This window comes from Geodermatophilus sp. URMC 63 (genome assembly GCF_053502565.1).
This window is the reverse complement of record NZ_CP199956.1, coordinates 266,187-283,904: the sequence shown is the minus strand read 5'-3', so window position 1 is coordinate 283,904 and position 17,718 is coordinate 266,187. Positions and strand designations below refer to the sequence as shown.

13 protein-coding genes and 3 pseudogenes are annotated in these 17,718 nt (G+C 68.9%); 11 read left to right on the top strand and 5 right to left on the bottom strand.

What is annotated here, in order from left to right; translation table 11 throughout:
• Positions 1-366 precede the first annotated feature (366 nt).
• Positions 367-856: pseudogene (locus ACWIZO_RS01330) on the bottom strand (helix-turn-helix domain-containing protein); the annotation flags it as partial.
• A 23-nt stretch (positions 857-879) separates the two neighbouring features.
• Here ACWIZO_RS01330 and ACWIZO_RS01325 point away from each other — a divergent pair.
• The 6 genes and pseudogenes from ACWIZO_RS01325 to ACWIZO_RS01300 form a co-directional block, all read left to right on the top strand.
• Positions 880-1,196 (top strand): annotated as a pseudogene (locus ACWIZO_RS01325) (IS3 family transposase); the annotation flags it as partial.
• 174 nt (positions 1,197-1,370) lie between these two features.
• Complete coding sequence (locus ACWIZO_RS01320; protein WP_448640765.1) at positions 1,371-1,628, top strand: hypothetical protein; 258 nt, start codon at positions 1,371-1,373, stop codon at positions 1,626-1,628.
• 58 nt (positions 1,629-1,686) lie between these two features.
• Positions 1,687-2,196, top strand: coding sequence for a hypothetical protein (locus ACWIZO_RS01315; RefSeq protein ID WP_448640764.1), 510 nt, complete (start codon positions 1,687-1,689; stop codon positions 2,194-2,196).
• Positions 2,197-2,790: 594 nt separating this feature from the next.
• Positions 2,791-3,351, top strand: coding sequence for a hypothetical protein (locus ACWIZO_RS01310; RefSeq protein ID WP_448640763.1), 561 nt, complete (start codon positions 2,791-2,793; stop codon positions 3,349-3,351).
• A gap of 637 nt (positions 3,352-3,988) precedes the next feature.
• A complete protein-coding gene (locus ACWIZO_RS01305) occupies positions 3,989-4,531 on the top strand; it encodes a winged helix-turn-helix domain-containing protein (RefSeq protein ID WP_448640762.1) in 543 nt (180 codons plus the stop codon).
• Positions 4,441-5,055, top strand: coding sequence for a transposase (locus ACWIZO_RS01300; protein ID WP_448642912.1), 615 nt, complete (start codon positions 4,441-4,443; stop codon positions 5,053-5,055). The genes ACWIZO_RS01305 and ACWIZO_RS01300 overlap by 91 nt, the downstream gene beginning before the upstream one ends.
• 618 nt (positions 5,056-5,673) lie before the next feature.
• Here ACWIZO_RS01300 and ACWIZO_RS01295 read toward each other — a convergent pair.
• The 4 genes and pseudogenes from ACWIZO_RS01295 to ACWIZO_RS01280 form a co-directional block, all read right to left on the bottom strand.
• The gene (locus ACWIZO_RS01295; protein ID WP_448640761.1) at positions 5,674-8,604 is read right to left on the bottom strand and encodes a CHAT domain-containing protein; all 2,931 of its coding nucleotides are present in this window, start codon (positions 8,602-8,604) and stop codon (positions 5,674-5,676) included.
• 12 nt (positions 8,605-8,616) lie between these two features.
• The gene (locus ACWIZO_RS01290) at positions 8,617-9,024 is read right to left on the bottom strand and encodes a hypothetical protein (protein ID WP_448640760.1); all 408 of its coding nucleotides are present in this window, start codon (positions 9,022-9,024) and stop codon (positions 8,617-8,619) included.
• A gap of 474 nt (positions 9,025-9,498) precedes the next feature.
• Positions 9,499-10,086 carry a hypothetical protein gene (locus ACWIZO_RS01285; RefSeq protein ID WP_448643018.1) on the bottom strand — a complete coding sequence of 196 codons (588 nt, stop codon included), beginning with the start codon at positions 10,084-10,086 and terminating at the stop codon, positions 9,499-9,501.
• Between the two features lie 76 nt (positions 10,087-10,162).
• Positions 10,163-10,870: pseudogene (locus tag ACWIZO_RS01280) on the bottom strand (transposase); the annotation flags it as partial.
• Positions 10,871-11,070: 200 nt separating this feature from the next.
• On the opposite strand from ACWIZO_RS01280, the gene ACWIZO_RS01275 reads away from it, so the two are divergent.
• The 5 genes from ACWIZO_RS01275 to ACWIZO_RS01255 all read left to right on the top strand — a co-directional run bounded on the left by ACWIZO_RS01275 (position 11,071) and on the right by ACWIZO_RS01255 (position 17,696).
• On the top strand, positions 11,071-12,333 hold the full coding sequence (locus ACWIZO_RS01275) for an IS256 family transposase (RefSeq protein WP_448642911.1): 1,263 nt from the start codon (positions 11,071-11,073) through the stop codon (positions 12,331-12,333).
• 542 nt (positions 12,334-12,875) lie between these two features.
• Entirely contained in the window at positions 12,876-16,511 is a 3,636-nt protein-coding gene (mobF, locus tag ACWIZO_RS01270; protein ID WP_448640759.1) for a MobF family relaxase, read from the top strand.
• A gap of 360 nt (positions 16,512-16,871) precedes the next feature.
• Positions 16,872-17,054, top strand: coding sequence for a helix-turn-helix transcriptional regulator (locus tag ACWIZO_RS01265; RefSeq protein WP_448642910.1), 183 nt, complete (start codon positions 16,872-16,874; stop codon positions 17,052-17,054).
• A 94-nt stretch (positions 17,055-17,148) separates the two neighbouring features.
• A complete protein-coding gene (locus ACWIZO_RS01260; RefSeq protein WP_448640758.1) occupies positions 17,149-17,331 on the top strand; it encodes a hypothetical protein in 183 nt (60 codons plus the stop codon).
• 5 nt (positions 17,332-17,336) lie between these two features.
• Entirely contained in the window at positions 17,337-17,696 is a 360-nt protein-coding gene (locus ACWIZO_RS01255) for a hypothetical protein (protein ID WP_448640757.1), read from the top strand.
• Positions 17,697-17,718: the final 22 nt, after the last annotated feature.

The window sequence follows — 17,718 nt, the reverse complement described above, 5'->3', positions numbered from 1 at the left end:
GGATATGTACGGGCGAGTGTGTCCTCGCCAACTGCTGGCCGCGGAGTTGACCGCCCGGGGTGCGATGAGACTGGCGTGGTGGATCCCTCGACCTTCGGCCCAGCGGTCACCGACGCGCTCGTAGAATTGCGCCATGTCAGGCGACCTCTCGTTGTTCGGCGAGGATCCACCCAGCGCGCCGACCCCGCCCCTCCCTACCGAACAACCACGTGCCGACTGGCTCGTCGAGTCCCTCCGGGGAGCGCTCACCGCCCAAGGCTTCGCGTCCATGGCGGAGCGTCAACAGGCCATTGAGGCCGCCGTAGGGCGGCCTGTTGACTCTTTGCGCTCGCTGACGCGCGCAGAGGCGCTGCGCGCGCTAGGCCAGTTGACTCCCACGTCTGCGCCGCAGACGCGTTCATCGACCAGTTGGGGCAGCCGCGACGAGGACACCTGGACCGACCGGCTCTGAGGACGCCGCGGCTTATAGTCCAGACGGTGGGCCCGGGTGGAGGCGTTCCGGCGAAGCTCACGGGAGACCGTTGAGGGCACACGATTCAGTCGCCGGGCGATTTCTCGAATAGTGACATTCTGCGCGCGCCACAAAAGCGATGTCCTCGCGCTCGCGGAAAGACAACTACCGGCCCGACACCGTCGCGGGCAGGCCCGGATTCACCCCGCCAGCGTGACGGAACCACCGAAACGCCACGGGCGAAGACACGCCCGTTTCGGCCGCCGCATGCTCGGTCTTGACCCCGCGAGTGATCGCCAACCAGAACTTCACCCGATCCTGTCGCCACGCCGCCGTCGGGCGGCCCGGCGACGGGATCTGCCCTCGATACAGACGGACCTGCTGCTGACGCCTTCCGTAGGCCACCGCGACACCTCCTCGTCAAGGTGTTGCGACGACCGGTTGAATCCGCCCAATTCCGAGCACGATACTTCCGCGCCGTGCCGACCGCCGCCGGGCTGTAAGGATCGATGGGCCGAGTCGCCTCGGCCGGCGACAACGCCGCCATGGAGTCCTGGTACGCCCTCCTGCAGAAGAACGTCCTGGATCGCCGCCGCTGGCGCACCCGCGACGAGCTGCACGCCGCGATCCTGTTCTGGATCAAGCGCACCGACAACCGCCGACGGCGCCAACGCGCCCTCGGCAAGTCACCCCGGTCGAGTACGAACTCGTCTTCACCGATCAAGACGCCGCCGTCGCGGCATGATCAGTCCCAACCGCCAGCAACCGAAGCTGCAGCAGTCCCTTGCAGCCGCTGTCGACGATGGCGCTGATCGACCACCGCGCCGGCCTGCGTCCCGGCTGGGTGACCACCGTGGCCGCCGCGACCAAGCACACGCTGCGCTCCATCGATCGACGCTGGTAGCAGCTGCACGAGGAGATGAAGGCCCATGAGGTGCTGCTGGCAGAACTCACCGGGCAGCTCGTGCCGCAGTTGGTCGCGGCCTTCGGCATCGGCGCCGACACCGCTGCCGAGCTGCTCATCGTCGCCGGCGACAACATCGACCGGGTCCGCTCCGGCCGCAACCGTCCGTCCGGTGGCCTGTATCCCCGAATGTGGCACCAGAGACAGGCTCCGCCCGCCTATCAGCTTGACGGTGACCGCGAAGACAGTGACGCATCGTTGACACTGTGGTGACGCTGGCGGGTGAAGATGGGCACTCAAGTCCACACTCATCCTGCACGGAGGAATGGCTATGGCTCTTAACCTTTCCGACCTGCCTCAGGCAGTGAAGGCCTATCTGAATGACAAGGTGACAGTGACCGTATCCCCTCCAAAGCCAGACAATGGTGAATCAATAAACCCGGGAGAAACCTTCAAATTCACGGTGACGGTGACCAATGCACCGGCGGACAACGGTGGCATCGCTTTAAGCAATGTGCGGTTCTCAATCCGCGTCGCGAATCCTGACGTGATCAAAATTCGAGTGCCGACCAACGGATCGGCAACCGATATCAGTGGTGATCCGATAGCCGCAGGTAGCGAAGTTGGCTTCCTTTTATTTGATCCAACTAGTAGCGACGTTTCTACCCTCCGGGTTGGAGAGACGGATACTTTCACCTTCACTGGCAGAGCCGGATCCGGCACGGAGAGTGGCAGCACCACTATTACGGCTAGGATTCTCGCTGACCCCAATATCGATGCTCTTTTTCCTCGGAATGGGAGTTCCTCTACGTCCACTCAATCCATCGCGGTTGTTGGCTGACGCGAGCCTTGCGATGGCCAGGTTCAAGTCGTGTCCTCTGGGCTTGCGACCTCGTGCATGGTTGTCGGGACGGGCTGCTCATGACCGACGGAGCAGGCTCGTGGTGTGCCCAGGAGCCTGGCCCTGCCGCCGCTGCCGCCGCTGTCGCCGATCGCCGAGTAACCGGACTGTCCCGAGAAATGCTCGCGGAGCTGGTCGTCAGACTCGGGCCGCGCTGGCAGGCGCGCCAGGACGCACGATTGTCCGATCGGCCGCGCCAGCGGGCGAGAGTGAGGTCGAGGTTGCGGGCATGATCGGCGACGAGGACCAGCGCCTGATGCTGCACCTGATCATCGGCCTTGATTAGTTCGGCGCGCTTGTCAGTGACCCCGGACTGGCCGACCTTGCGCACCCCGCCAGTGTAGTTGCGGACCACGGCTAGGTCCCGGGATCGCTTTGCGTCGCCGTGGCGGCGCAGGACGTCCGCGGCCATTACTTTCGTCGCCCTCCGTAGGGTCTCGACGAGCTCGCGGGAGCGGCGGAGACTGAGCCAAGCAAGGCATCTCGGTTTACGCGCACGGAAGTGCAGACAACCCGAGCCTTCGGGAGGCGCTTATGTGTCAAGAGTGGCTAAGTATCCTCGCCAACCTTGCTCAACTTATTGGTATCCCGATCGCCGCTGTTGCACTGGTGCTGGCTGTGAGGCAGCTGAAAGTGGCAGCAGAAACGGCCGCGCGGGCCGAGGCAACGGCCATGCGGGCCGAGGCCGCCTCCGAGGCGCAGGCCGTGCTCGCTCTTGATCAGCTACTTAATCAGGAACGTTTCGAGAAATTGCGGGAAGAGTTGAATAAAGGCAAAGTGTCGGTCCCCAACAATAACATATTCGACCCCAATGCGATCGAGCTCAGGCGGTACACAGCCGCGTTCGAGCGCTTGGGGAACCTCGTTGATAGAGGAGTGGTGTCGTTGGTGTTGGCAGATGAGCTGTATGGCTCTCGCATCGAAAAGTTGTTGCAGAACGCACCCTACGTGAAGGCGATGGTCGCGCCGGACAACGTCGGGAAGCCTGCTTGGAGGAACTTCATCTCACTGTGGAACAAGATCGATGCATGTCGGAACCTCGAAACCAACCCGCCCGAGACGCCCACCAGTCACACCAGTCCGTCCGGGCAATAAGTGAAGCGGTGTCATTGACCGGCCTCCCGGAAGTCGTAACCGACATCATTGATTCGCTGCCGAACCTGTACCTGACCGCCTATCGGGACGCCGGGCCTCGAAAGCAGCAAGAGCTACGCCGTCGTGCTTGATATTGCGCCAGAACGTACGGCCTCGTTGGTGGCGTCGGCGAAGCGGCCCACCGCCTTGGCCCGGTGCACCGAGTGGTCGTCGCCGATGGCGCGAACGGCCCACGGACGTCTAAGCCACTTGGCGCGCCGTGCCGGGCAGGAGCGCAGAGCAGCTCAACGTTGCGAACCTGGTGCCGCAGCACGGACGTGACAATAACGTCGGGCCACGTCCGTGAAGACGACTTGGAAGTGCAGTGGATTGAAATGCGACGGCGCGGCGATTACTGGCTGGTTCGTCCTGGACCCGAGAGTGCTTTGCCAGGCATTAAGACCAGCTCGCGGACCGCGCTTTGGCCATTTAGACCCGAGCTGTGGGCTTGATCGTGCAGCCGTCGGTGCAGCGCGGATTTACGGTCATCAAGAGCCTCAGCTGAACGTCCTGCGGACTGAGCGCGGAGTAACGATCATTAATGGCGGGTGTTCGGTAGCCTGCTGACAGCCACCGCGGCGCGCGCTATGCCGTACCCATGAGGTACGCCCAGGGTGGTGGGCTGACCGCCGCGGAGTGCGCCCGGCGGGAGAAGGTGCGGCTGGCGGCCGCGGAGTGGATCGAGGAGGGCGCCACCGACCGGGAGGTGGCCGCCCGGTTCCGGGTGACGCGGATGTCGGCCAACCGGTGGCGCCGCGCGCTGGCCGAAGGCGGCCGCTCGGCGCTGGCGTCGAAGGGCCCGGGCGGGGCCCGCTGCCGGCTCAACCCCGCCCAGCTGAATGAGCTGGCCGACCTGCTCGACGCCGGCCCGGGCGCCTGGGGTTGGGCGGATCAGTGCTGGACGCTGCCGCGCATCGCCGCGGTGGCGCGCGAGCGGTTCGGCGTGGACTACACCCTGCCCGGGCTGGACCTGCTGCTGCACCGGATGGGGTGGAGCGTGCAGGTGCCGGCCCGGCGTGCGGCCGAGCGCGACGAGCAGCAGATCGCCGCCTGGCGGCAGGAAAGCTGGCCGGCGATAAAAGGGCCGCGGCGGACCTGGGCGCCTGGCTGGTCTTCGAAGACGAATCCGGCCAGGGGCTGAGGCCGCCGAAGGGACGGACCTGGGGCCGCCGCGGGCGCACGCCGGTGGTCCGGGTGACCGCCGCGATCAGCCCGCGGCTGTCGGTGGCCGCGCTGGTCGCGATCAAGCCCGGGCACCGGCCGCGGCTGCTCTACCGCACCCATCGCGGCCGCCGCGGCGGCGGGCGCAAGGGGTTCACCGAGGCCGACTATGCCGCCCTGCTCGACGCCGCCCATCGACAGCTGGGCGGACCGATCGTGCTGGTCTGGGACAACCTCAGCACCCACACCAGCAGGGCCATGACCGAGCTCATCGCGGCTCGGCCATGGTTGACGGTGTTCCGGCTGCCGCCGTACGCCCACGAGCTGAACCCGGTCGAGTCGGTCTGGTCGCACCTGAAGCGGTCGCTGGCCAACCTGACCAAACACACCCTCGCCGAGCTGACCGTCCTGGTGAAGACCCGGCTCAGACGCATGCAGCACCGCCCCGCACTGCTGGCCGGCTTCCTCGCCAGCACCGGGCTCGAGTTCGCGCCGTTCCTGTAACACCCGCTCTTGATGATCGTTAGGTGCAAACTTCGACACTAGGCAGGATGACGGGAGCTGCCGCCTCTCACCGGGGAGTGTGCCGGCTGCACCGGTCGCCGGAAGGGCGCTGCGCGTCCCTCCGGGATGGGCCTACGGCCCACCCTTCCCCAGCCCGCTGCAGCCGGATCAATGCCGGTTGTGGGAAAGCGGCCCGAATCACGCTGCGGTAGCCGATGGCGAGACGGACCTGCCGTATGAGGTCCTGTCTCCGAACGTCCGCGCCCTCGCAGCAAGATCTGGCCGACATTCAGGTTGCCGCCCATCGAGGAGCCGCTGCTGTCGGGGCGGAAGCCGCCCGAGGTCAACTGTGAGCCGAAGTTGTCGGTAACGCTGAGGACGAACGGGTGACGGGTGCCATGGTCGTCATGTTGGTTGCGCCAGCGCGCACTGTGGTTAGCATCCATCCCGACGCTCCTCGCACGAGATCGGCCTCATAGGGCATCAACTGGTGGCCTCGTGAAGCACCTTCTCGGCGCTTCACGAGTTCACCTTGCTGGGGCGGGTCGCCGCACACCGGCGCGCAGAGAATTCAGCACGCCGCAATCGCTGCAGGTGTGCAGAAGCTATGGCCGCGGCTCACGTCATTTGTAGTTCGGTCGGGGCGTAGGGGACGTAGGCTAGGCCCAGCGGGTTGCGACGACGCAGCAGGGCCAAGCGCGCCTCGCGCACGGCGCGGCCTAGGGTGACGTCGTCGTGCACAAACCGCTGCAGCACTTCCTCGGCAAAGGCGGTGGCCAGCGGCTCGAAGATGGTGACCTCGGTGCCGAGCACACCAGAGGCGTGGGTATGACGCAGGAACGCCTCAACGAAGTTGATTGGTTTCGTGGGGTCCAGCGCGGTGGTGCGGCATCCGTTGAGGACCACGAGCGGGCGGGTGTCTGGCCAGGCGATCTTGTAGGCGGCGAGGTTGTCCGGCGTGATGGCCGACGACCGGGTGGGATCCCCGACCACGAGGCCGGGGAGGCCGTCCTTCTCGACGCCGTGGCAGAGGAAGTAGACGACGTGCGGCGTGGTCTTCCTCAGGAGCTGCAGCACGACGTCCCGCTCCTCGCCGATCTGCCAGGTGATCGGGACATGGACCTGGTGCAGCCGGCCCAGGTGCCGGAGCCGTCCAGTGAAGGACGGATCGGTCGTGGTGCCTACGACGAAGACCGGTGCCGTCGCGCCGGGGATGGTGGGGGTGATGTCAACGGCGCCACCGGCGGAGCCGTCGTTCAGCGACACGGGTACCCCGATCTCGTGCCGGTAGCCCCAGAACCCGCCGGGGCAGACGATGTTGAGGTCGTCATAGTGTGGACAGTCCCCGTCGAAGCACGGTTCCACGGTGAGGTCACCACCGCCGTCGAACACGGCCCGCGTGGCCTCCGGACAGAAGCGCAGGTCATCCGAGCCGGAGTCCAAGGGGTAGTCATAAACCAGTGCGCTGGGCACGGCCAAGCGCAGCGATTGCCGACAAGCCAGCTCCAGCGCTCCCGACGGCTGCAGTAAGGCTGTCAGCCGCTCGGCCAGCGTTCGCTCCTCCCGCGCCGGCAGTTGCCCGGCTACAGTTCGCGCGAGGGCGTCCTGCAGGGCAAACCAGATCCGGTAGCCGGTGCGGGCCATCGCCACAAGATCGGCCATGACCTCCTGCTGCAGGCGTGGGGCCGCATAGCGGTCTGAGTTCCCCTCGCACCACGGTTGTTCGGTGCCCCAGACAGCCCTGCCCAAAGCCGTCCGAGCGTTGAGCAGCAACCTGCCGAGCATGTCGCCGTCGAGTGACGCAGTTGCGTGCACGTCGCCGTCCCCGCGAAAGCGGAACTCGTGGCTACCGTTGGGGCCGTCGTTGACCAGGATGCTGACGCGCGGTGGGTCCATGCGGGCAAGCGTCGAGTCGCGTAGTGATTCGGAGACCGAGTAGTCGGTCGTCGACGTGATCACTTGATGAGGAGCCAGCTGCTGCCGACGGCCGACCTGCACCTGGAGGACCCGCGACTGCAGCAATCGGGCGCCCAGGTAAACGCTGCTGCGCAGGGAGTAGGTACCTGGCTCCTTCGGGGTTCGGATCGGAAACAGGAGCCGCTCGTCCCCGGAACGCCCGATCAGCGACGGTGAATGGGAGACGACCAGGGGCCCGTCTTGCTGGAAGACCAGTTCCCCTTCGTCCGCGTCGGGGTCGAGGACCAGCCCGCCGGCGAACGGGAACAGGATGACCACGAGACGGGTACCGGCCGAGGCCCCGAAGGCAGGGAGCAGCTGAGCTCTTCCGACGTCAACGCGTCCAGGCCTGGGCTCGGGGCCGACGGCGAACCAGTAGAGGTACTTTCGGCCGGCGCCCAGAACGGTGCGGGAGTCAAGCGGACGGTGGTCTCCCTTGACCGCGGCTACCCCGCTGCTGACGATCCGGCGCGGTTGCACGAGTGAATTGTTAGGGGGGGCCGGTTCGTCGACATGGCCAGGTACGTCGGACGCTGAAGGGAAGCTGGGAGTGGGCAGCGGCGAGTACGGCTGCGTTTCAGGCTCGGACGGCCGACTCGGGGACGCCTCCTCCTGCTGTCGGCGGAGCTTGCTCCACAGCCCCCACATCGGATCATTCCAGTAGCGCAACTCCTCCCGCGGGGGGTCCGTCTCACGGTTCTGTGCCTCCTGTTGGCGCCGCACCAGGTTCAAAAGATCTGGGGCCTCCCCATACTCCTCTCGGTCGGGGACCTCTTCTGAATTAACTTCAGTGGGCTGCAAATTCTCGAGGACCTCTGATTCGTAGACGTCCTCCGACGGGCGGTCCCCGACGGCGTCGCCTGCGTCGCTGTCGCTCATCGACGGCTCGACGGGCCGCAAGATTTCGGAGATGAGGTTTGAGAGGCTGTCTTCTTCGTAGACGTCCTCCGACGGGCGGTCCCCGACGATGTCGCCTGCGTCGCTGTCGCTCATCGACGGCTCGACGGGCCGCAAGATCTCGGAGGTGTCTGAGAGGCTGTCTCCGTCGTAGACGTCCTCCAAAGGGCGGTCCTCGACGACATCGGTTGGGTAGCCGCCGCTGAGCAGCTCCTCAAGTTGCTCAGCTTCCAGCCGTTGAGGCCGCTCCCCACGGTCCCACTCCAAACGTTGGCCAGCATCGCCCTGCTCCTCTAGGGGGTCCTCCGGCCGCTCCTCGTCCTTTTGTAGCTCCACCCTCGTGCGTTCGTCCTGCATGCTTCGGTTGCGGCGGCGCCGCTCGGCCACGGCACGTACGGGGTCGCGCAGTATCTCCTGCTCAAGAAGGTTGAAGCGCCACAGCGCGTGCTCAAGCTCCGCCGCCAGGGCGGGGGCCTGAGCAAGCAAATCCGCCAGCTCCTGCTCGATGCGCTTGCCGACGGTTGGCCGAAGAGTCAGGCCTGCCGCCAGCTGCGTCGCGCTGCCCGGCCGGAGCAGGCGGGCTAGCAAGTTGTGGATCCTGGCGCGAAGGTTGGCAAGTTCATCGTCACCGAACGCTCCCCGCGGATCCGGCTCGGCGACGGCGAGAGCCGCGGCGGCCAGTCTGCGGGATTCCATGACTGCTCCGGATCAGCGGATGTTGGAGCCTTGCGAATCTTGTCCGCCCATGGGCCTGTCCCCGTCACCAGCCATCTCCGCGTCCCGGAGTGCAGGGCGCCGTCCGTCTAGAAACCAGGCCATCGACCAGTCCGGAGTCCTCCGGACCAGGACGACGAGGACGATCAAGTAGGAGAAGAAGCCCACGGCGAGACCGATGCCGTAGGCGCCGAACAGGTCCGTGCCGGCAGGGAACAGAGAGAGCACCCCTCCGGCCCCGACGGCGGCGATCAACGACCCGATGTCGGTCAGCGCCACCTCGTCTCGGCGATGCCGGTTCACGAAGTACACGAACCAGCCAAGCACGACGCCGAACAGCCCTGCCCCGACGAGTTGGAGCATCGAGGCGTTGGCGCCTTCAACCGCGGCTAGCGCGGTCACGCCGCAGTGTTCCTGCTGTCCATGACGACCCCCACAGTGATGGCGCCACGACGGCGTCTCCGTGCCTTCATTAGGGCATGGCCGCGCGGTCGCGTCGAGCCCTCTCGGCGCGGCGTCTAGTAGGGGCCACAGCGTTCACCGAGCATCCGGCCGTCGGTCACCATCAACCTGTTTGGCAGAATTTCACCGCCGTTTCCCATGCCGTCGGCGGCCTGCCCAGCCTTGGTGCCGCCCGCCTCAATTCCTTCCCAGCGCCTTAAGCCGAGCGGACAGCCAGCCGCCGTCGTCCCGCAGGGGATCTTCTGCTAAGGCACCTCATCCGACCCGTGCCCGCCGAGAAGGCTCACCGGACAAGCCGCATGAAAGGGGCGATTAACGCCCACGTCCCGACCTCCGCCATCCCGTGGAGTTCACCCATCTTTTACCCCGTGGTGGTGCGCGTCGTTCCCGAACACTCTAAGCTCGGCATTTAACTCAGGCTGCGGTCTTGTGACGCGCCGGGTGGCGTGGGGCTGGTCCTCGTCGGCTGCCTCTGGGGCGTCCGGGTGAGCGTCCGCAGGGTTTTGGTGGACTGGCCGGGGTGCCTAGCTCTGCCAGCAGTCGGGGGAAATCGCGGCGCACTCGGGTGGGAGTCAGTTGCTCGGTGGGTAGCCGTCGTTCCCAGGGCAGCCGGGTGTCGGTGGCGATGAGGCGGGCCAGCCGCAGCTGGGTGTAGGCGGCCATCACCAGCCAGGTCCAGCGGTCGGCCTGCTCGGGCGTGCGGATCCGCGGGGTGGTCCAGCCCAGGGCCTGCTTGCAGAAGCGGAAGGTGTGCTCGAGGTCGAAGCGCCGGATATAGGCCCGCCAGCACAGATCCAGGTCCGGTGTGCCGGGTCCGGTCCACCACAGCCACAGCGTCTTGACCGCCCGCCCACGAGGGCCGGGCAGGTGCTCGACCTGCACCCGGATCACCGTGCCGGCCACGATCGGCGGTAGGTCGTAGTCGGTCCAGCGGCCGCGGCCGGCCAGCTTGGGATGCAGCCCCGCCCAGGCCGTCACCTGCACCCCGGCCGTACTGCTCATCGCCGGACTCCAGGATCTGGTCCGGCGGCGGCCAGCCGGCCGGGTCGGCGCAGCAGAATCGGGCGCCGTGTCGGCGCGGCCGGCCCAGCTGCCCCGGACCCCGGGCCGCCGGATCGGTGTAGAAGACCCGGTCGCCGCGGATGCGGACGAGGATCGCCACGGCGGTGTCGGCCAGGTCGACGGTGAGCGCGATCGGGTCATAGCCGGCGTCGAAGACGAACATCGGCACCCAGCCCGTGGCTCCGAGCCGTTCGGTCAACGTGCGGATCTGAGCGGCGGTGGCCTGCCCGGGATCCTCGCCCGGAGCCACCCGCCGGACGTCGAGCGGCGCGGTCCAGCAGTCGCGCGCCCAGCTCAACTGGGCGATCCAGGAGTAGCACCAGCCGGCCACGATCGGCTGCCCGGCCGAGTGCCGGGTCGGCGAGTAGTAGAACCCCCGGCCCGGGGAGCACTCAGCATCGCAGCGGGGCCAGGTGCTGGCATCCACCGCGAAGACCGGCGCACCACCGCCCCGGTGGGCGACGAGCAGCTCGGCCAGCCGCTGGGCGTCGACCTCGCCGACGGCCAGGGCGGCATACACGCTGCCCCAGCCGCGCCGGTGTGTCGGGACCAGGCTCAGATGCGGCAGCGACAGCATCGCCTCCGCCGCCAGCAGCGCGTCGACCAGCTCGAAAAGCGCATCCCGCCGCCGGCCCAGGCATCGGTACAACTCGCCGCGGAAGCGCTGCAGGCCCGCGGTCGTCAGGCTCTGGTCAACCCCACCGGCCAGGATCAGACTGTTCATCACGGCCACCGCCGTCGCTTCGAAGCCTCGCAACTCCGAAGGATCCAGCGGTGGCCGCCCTCATGCCAGGCCCAGCATCACGGCGACGCCCTCAGCGCGCCCGGCGGGTTAAAAGCCAAGCTAAGTGCGTGACCTGAACCGGAGCCGCGTGGGCGGCTCGGAGAGGACACGCGATGAGCGATGCGGTCGACACTGAGTCGATGGGCAAGCGTCGTCGGCCAGAGCAGCGCCTGGTCGACGAGCAGCTGGCCGAGAAGCTGATCGCCCAGGCTCAGGAGCAGGGCGTGGAGCTGCTGGGCGAGGGCGGGCTGCTGCAGCAGATGACCAAGGCGGTGCTGGAACGGGCGCTGGCCGAGGAGCTGACCGACCACCTCGGCTATGAGGAGGGCGATCTGGCCGGTCGGGGCAGCGGCAACTCCCGCAATGGGGTCACGGCCAAGCGGCTGCTGACCGAGGCCGGCCACGTGGACCTGGAGGTGCCGCGAGACCGCAACGCCACCTTCGACCCGGCCATCGTGCCCAAGGGCACGCGCCGCCGGGACGGGGTCGACGCGCTGGTGATCAGCGTCTATGCCCGCGGCATGACGGTGCGTGACATCCAGGCCCATCTGGCCGAGATCTACGACCTGACCGTCAGCCCGGACCTGATCTCCACGATCACCGACTCGGTGCTCGAGGAGGTCGCCGAGTGGCAATCCCGACCGCTGGACCGGGTCTGGCCGGTGATCTTCCTAGACGCGGTGGTCTGCAAGGTCAGAGACAACGGCACGGTGCGCAACAAGGCCGCGCATCTGGCCGTCGGGGTCGACACCGACGGCAAGAAGGAGGTCCTGGGCATCTGGGTGGAGGCAGTCGAGGGCGCCAAATCCTGGCTGCGGGTGATGAACGAACTCAAGGCCCGCGGCGTCGAAGACGTCCTCATCGTCGTCTGCGACGGACTCACCGGGCTGCCCGAGGCGGTCACCGCCGTCTGGCCGGACACGATCGTGCAGACCTGCATCGTGCACCTGACCCGCGCCAGCCTGCGCTGGGTCAACTACAAAGACCGCAAGCGCGTCGCCGCCCAGCTCCGCCTGATCTACGCCGCCCCGACCGAGGCCGCCGCCCGCGAGGCACTCGATGCCTGGACCGACTCCGAGGTCGGCCGGCAGTACCCCGCGATCAAGCGGCAGTGGGAGGCCGCCTGGGAGCAGGTGACCCCGTTCTTCGCCTTTCCGCCCGAGGTCCGCAAGGTGCTCTACACGACCAACATGATCGAGAGCATCAACTACCAGCTCCGCAAGATCAGCAAGACCCGCGGGCACTTCCCGACCGACCAGGCCCTGATCAAGCTGCTCTACCTCGGCTGCCGAGAACTCGGCCGCACCTCCCGCAAGGGCCAAGGCGGACGCACTCCCTACGCCTGGAAGACAGCGCTCAACCAGTTCGACATCATGTTCCCCGGCCGGCTCGACCGAGCCTGACCGATGACCACCCCGGTCACGCACTTACACAGAACTGCTGACAGGCCCCTGCCTCGCGATCACGTCGTGGTCGACCTGCGTCCCGCTCAGCGAAACCTCAACCCAGAACATCGCCGGACAGAGCACGTGCCCCTCGGCCGCCGTACCGCAAGACCAGCCCGGTGAGCCGTCCCGCCTGGGAGAGACAACAGGGGCGCCCCGCTGACCGGGAGAGCCGCGTCGTCCGCCGGCCGCTCGACACCTACGCCCCTGCTTCGCAGGAGGCTGCTGCGCGACCGCGAACCGGTGCTATCGCGAAGCCCAACTCCATCATCAGGAACTGAGGCGACATCCTGGTTGCGCCAACAATCACCAGGAACGCTCAACGAGCTGACACCGACGACGAGTTGCCGACCATAACGCCCAACCCTGATTGCTGACACTCAAGTCTTCACTGAAGAACTGCACGCATGCTACCAATGAAGGTAGTCCGGGCCCCGCTTTGCGGGGCCCATCGCCGTTTCTGGGGGTGACGTGTTGGTCATTATCGGCAGGCGTTGATAATGCACGGCGGAATAAAGATTTACGCTGGCGCCCCTACCGCAGCGCGCCGCTACGTGGAGGCCGACCGGGGCAGGGCCGATGACTACTACCTGACCGAGGGCACCGGGCTCGCCCACCGCTACACCGCCGCCGACGGTCAGGTGGCCGAGCTGGCTGCGCTGGCCGCAGACGGCTACGAGGCGTGGGTCGCCGGCACCGACCCCGACACCGGGATGGCGCGGGGCCGGCTGCGCACCGACGACCGCGCGGTGCGGTTCGTCGAGGTGGTCGTCAACGGGCCGAAATCCTGGTCACTGGCCGCCGCACTGCACCCCGACATCACGCAGGCGTACGACGCCGCACAGGACCGAGCCGCCGTCCAGATCATCGGCTGGCTCGCCGAGCACGCCACCACCCGGGTCGGGCCCCGGGGTGGGCAGGTGCAGGTACCCGTGGAGCACCTGGAGGCGGTGACGGTGCGGCACCACACCTCCCGGACCGGGGATCCGCACCGGCATCTGCACCTGCAGATCGGCGCCCGGGTGTTCGCCGCCGGCCGCTGGCGAGGGCTGCACACCGTCGGGGTGCGCGACTTCCTGGGCGCGATCAACGGCATCGGACATGCGGCGGTGGCAACCGATCCGCAGTTCCGTGCGGCGCTGGCCGCGCACGGCTACACCATGGACGCAACCGGAGACCTACCGGAGCTGGCCGCCTACGCTGCGGCGTTCAGCGCCCGGGCGGCCCAGATCGCCCGCAACGTGGATCGGTACGAGCGGGAGTGGATGGCCGCGCACCCCGGCCAGACGCCGGGGCCGGGGCTGCGGCGGGCCTGGGACGCGCGGGCGTGGGCCGAGGGCCGCCCGGACAAGGTCACCCCACGACCGGGCACCGATCTGACCGCCCGGTGGGTGGGCGAGCTAGCCGCCCTGGGCTACCGCGATCCCGGGCGACCGGTCGACCTGACCCCCACTCCTGTAGGTGGCCTGGACCGTGACGCCGCTGTCGAGTGGGTGCTGTCCCGGTTGGCCGCCGCCCGCTCGGCGTGGAACGCCGCCGACGTCCGCGGCGAGATCGAGCAGCTGATCGCCGCCACCGGCATCGTCGCCGACGCGAGCGTGCGCACCGAGTTGGCCGAGGACCTCACCGTTCGCGCGATGGCCCGGTGTGTGCCGCTGCTGGACCGGGACGCAGCCGGCGTCCCGGAGCACATTCGGGCCTGGACCTCGCAGCCGGTGCTCGACGTCGAAGCCGACCTGACCGATCGCCTCGCCGCCCGGGGCAGGACCGGCGCCGCTGTCGATGAGCCGGCGCTGCCCGCTTCCGTGCGGGGGCGATTGGACGCCGGGCAGGCGGCGGCAGTCACCGCACTGGCCGGCGACCGGCTCCTGGTCGCCATCGAGGGTGCGGCCGGGGCGGGCAAGACCACCACCCTGGCCGCCACTCGGGCGTTGCTGCACGCGAACGGCCGCCGGCTGGTGGTCGTTACCCCGACCCTCAAGGCGGCCAAGGTCGCCTTCCTCGAGGTCGGCGCCCACACCGGGTCAGCCGCGGGGCTGATCTATCAGCACGGCTGGCGGTGGAACAACCACGGCGCCTGGACCCGGCTGGCCCTCGGTGAGGTCGATCCGGTTACCGGCGTGCCCTACGTCGGCCCGCGGGATGCGGCGCGCCTGGGCGCAGGCGATCTGCTGGTGGTGGACGAGGCCGGGATGCTCGACCAGGACACCGCCCGCGCGCTGCTGACCATCGCCGACGAGACCGGAGCCCGGCTGGCGCTGCTCGGCGACCGGCACCAACTGGCCGCGGTCGGCCGCGGCGGGGTCCTTGACCTCGCCGTGCGCCAGGTCGACCCGACAGCGCACCTGACCCTGGATGCGGTGCACCGGTTCACCCGCACCGATGACACCGGACAAACCGTGTCGGACGTCGAGTACGCCGAACTGACCTTGGCCATGCGCACCGGCGACGACCCGGGCGCGGTGTTCGACGCGCTGGCCGCCCGCGGCCAGGTCCGCCTGCATCCCGACCCGGCAGCACTGCAGGAGGCCCTGGCCATGCTGGTCGCCGCACATCATTACGGCGGCGAGCGGGCGGCCGTAGTGGTCGACACCCGCGAGCACGCCGCCGAGCTGAGCGACGCCATCCGGGAGCGGCTGGTCGCCGATCGCCGCGTCGACGACACCGGGGTCGCGGTCACCGGGGCAGGGCAGCGGATCGGGGTCGGGGACCGGATCGCCACCCGCCGCAACGACCGCGACCTCGGCGTGGCCAACCGCGACACCTGGACCGTCACCGCGGTCGGCCAGGGCGGTTACCTGGCCGTCGTCCCGGCCGATGTCACCCCACCAGGGGCTGTCGTGTCCAGTGTCACCCCCGCGGACACCGGGGAGCGGGTGCTGCCCGCCGGCTACGTCACCGCCCACGTCGAGCTGGCCTACGCCTCCACCGCGCACGGCGCGCAAGGCGACACGGTTCCCGCCGCGCACCTGCTGGTCGGTGAGCACATCGGGGCGGCGGCGGCCTACGTCGGGATGACCCGCGGCCGCACCGCCAACACCGCCCACCTGATCGCCGCCGACCTCGCCGAGGCGCGGGAGCGGTGGATCGCCGTGTTCAGCCGCAACCGAGCCGACCTCGGCCCCGGCCACGCCGCGCAGCTGGCTGTGGCCGAGGCGGCCCGCTACGCCACACCTCGCCCGCTGGAGCAGGTGCTGGCCGACCTGCAGCAGGCGTGGACGGTCGAGCAGCGCAGCCTCGACCGGCTGGCCGTCCTGCAGCCCTGGTGCGACGTCCTGCGCCAGACCGTGGCCCTGGAAACCCCCCACACCGGCGACCTCGCCCGGCTGGAGGCTGAGCACCGGCAGGCGGTCCTGGCCGCCCAGCAGGCAACGCAGCGGGCCGAGGCCGCTAGTGTCGCACGTGCCGAGGACGCCGACCGGATCCGCGACCGCCTGCTCGCCTCCTGGGACGCCGAGCGCGGCGCCGCCCGCACCGCGGCCCGGGTGGTGCTCGACGGGCCCGGCTGGTGGGGATTCAAGCGCGCACCCCTCACCCGGGCCGAAGAGCAGCTGGCCGGGTGGGCCGACCGGTGGCGCCCGCACCTGCCCGAACTGCCCACCGACGTCGAACAGCTCGCGCGGGTGGCTGATCGGTCCGACGACCGGCCCGCGCTGTGGCGGTCCTTCGATGCGATCGCCCACCGGACCGCCACAGCCGATCATCCCGAACATGTCAGGCTGCACGCCGCCGCCGAGGCCGCCTGCCGAGCCGGCGAGCAGGCCCAGGCCGCCCTGGCCGAGGCGCATCGCCGCCGCGCCGAACGGCTCGACCCGCTCGGGCCGATCGCCTGGGCACCCGACCCGGTAGGGCGGCTGGCCGACCTTGAGCACCACCTCGCCGCCACCCGGCACGAGCTGGCCGCCGCCCGGGCCCGCATCGCCGACCTGCAGGCCGACCCGGCCCTGCTGAGCCAACCACCCGACCGGCTCACCGCAGCCCGCAACACCTGGCGTGCGCACTACGACGCCGGCCGCCAGCAGCACCGAGCCGCCACGCCGGGGCCGTCCGCTTTTCCGGCGGGCGTCCCGCGGCCCGAGTCCGAGCGTCACGGGCCACGGCCCGCGCCAGCGGTCATACCGAGCTTCGGGCGGTGAGCGGGGCCGCTTTCCGGCCCGCTGTCGGGCTCGGCGGGCGGGCACTGCAGGAGAACTGCAGAACGACTGAAGGAGCTGCCGACCCCCACCGGTCCTTGCCAGAGCCGATCTCCTGCCGGCCGCCAACATTCGGCGCCGGCCTCGACGGCGGGCCAGGAACTTGGCGCTCCCACCTGTCGAGCCACCGACCACAGGAGCCCAACCGGAGGAAGACAGCAGGTCGACAGGAGAAGTTGGTTGTGGGCTGTCACCAATGGCCGGAAAACGGCGCCTTCTTCAGGTGGACAGCCGCCCAGACCCGTCGAGCCTCCCGGAGACAGCCATGACCGACCAGCCCCCAGCCGCGATCACACCGCCGAGCTGCTCACCATCGCCGAAGCGGCCCTGCTGCTGCGCGCTCCGGTCGCCACGTTGCGGTACTGGCGCCACCTGGGCACCGGACCGCACAGCTTCCGCCTCGGCCGCCGCGTCGTCTACCGCCGCGACGACCTGCACGCCTGGATCGACGCCCAACGCCGGCAGGCCGACGCCGGTCATCCTTGACGAGGCCCTTGTGTCAGACAATAGTCCCCACTGGGAAATCCGGTTCACCCAGTCGGCGAGGAGGCACCGCATCGGCCGGACCTCCGCACGGCACGTGCTGGCCAGCACCGACCCCAGGCCGATCACCACCAGCAGCGGCGCCGACGCCTGGCTCTACGTCGGACCCGACGAACGGGGCCGAGAGCTGGAGATCATCGCGCTCGAGGTCCGGCCGGCCGACGCCGTGCAGCCGTACCTGCTCGTCATCCACGTCATGCCCACCCAGCTCCGAGGATGAGCTCCATGGCAGACCGCACCCCACCCGCCGTCACCCCCCGCACGCCCATCGGCCCCGACGTCGACCTCGACGCCGAGGACGTCCGGCTGGCCGACGGGAGCCGACTGACCGAGGACAAAGCGGCGAAGATCGTCGACGAGGTTCGCCGCCGCGTCGGGCGCCCCTCCCTCACCGGGGAGGCCGCCGCCTCACCGCGCATCACCTTCCGGATCACCCCGGCCGTCCGCGACCGGGCCGCCGCGATCGCCGCCCACGAGGGCAAGACCGTCTCCCAGCTCGCCCGCGAGGCGCTCGAAGCCCGTGTCGCTGACCGCAGCGGCGCTCCCGGGACAGACGGGTACGGAGGGGAGGGGCGGCGGACATGAGCAGCATCGAGAAGCGGGTTCG

What these genes read in the sequence shown, in the direction of transcription:
- ACWIZO_RS01275 (WP_448642911.1), top strand. Translation starts at nt 11,071, where the DNA reads ATGGGCAAGCGTCGTCGGCCAGAGCAGCGCCTGGTCGACGAGCAGCTG.
- ACWIZO_RS01255 (WP_448640757.1), top strand. Translation starts at nt 17,337, where the DNA reads ATGGCAGACCGCACCCCACCCGCCGTCACCCCCCGCACGCCCATCGGC.
- ACWIZO_RS01305 (WP_448640762.1), top strand. Translation starts at nt 3,989, where the DNA reads ATGAGGTACGCCCAGGGTGGTGGGCTGACCGCCGCGGAGTGCGCCCGG.
- ACWIZO_RS01310 (WP_448640763.1), top strand. Translation starts at nt 2,791, where the DNA reads ATGTGTCAAGAGTGGCTAAGTATCCTCGCCAACCTTGCTCAACTTATT.
- mobF (WP_448640759.1), top strand. Translation starts at nt 12,876, where the DNA reads ATGCACGGCGGAATAAAGATTTACGCTGGCGCCCCTACCGCAGCGCGC.
- ACWIZO_RS01295 (WP_448640761.1), bottom strand. Translation starts at nt 8,604, where the DNA reads ATGGAATCCCGCAGACTGGCCGCCGCGGCTCTCGCCGTCGCCGAGCCG.
- ACWIZO_RS01315 (WP_448640764.1), top strand. Translation starts at nt 1,687, where the DNA reads ATGGCTCTTAACCTTTCCGACCTGCCTCAGGCAGTGAAGGCCTATCTG.
- ACWIZO_RS01285 (WP_448643018.1), bottom strand. Translation starts at nt 10,086, where the DNA reads ATGAGCAGTACGGCCGGGGTGCAGGTGACGGCCTGGGCGGGGCTGCAT.
- ACWIZO_RS01320 (WP_448640765.1), top strand. Translation starts at nt 1,371, where the DNA reads ATGAAGGCCCATGAGGTGCTGCTGGCAGAACTCACCGGGCAGCTCGTG.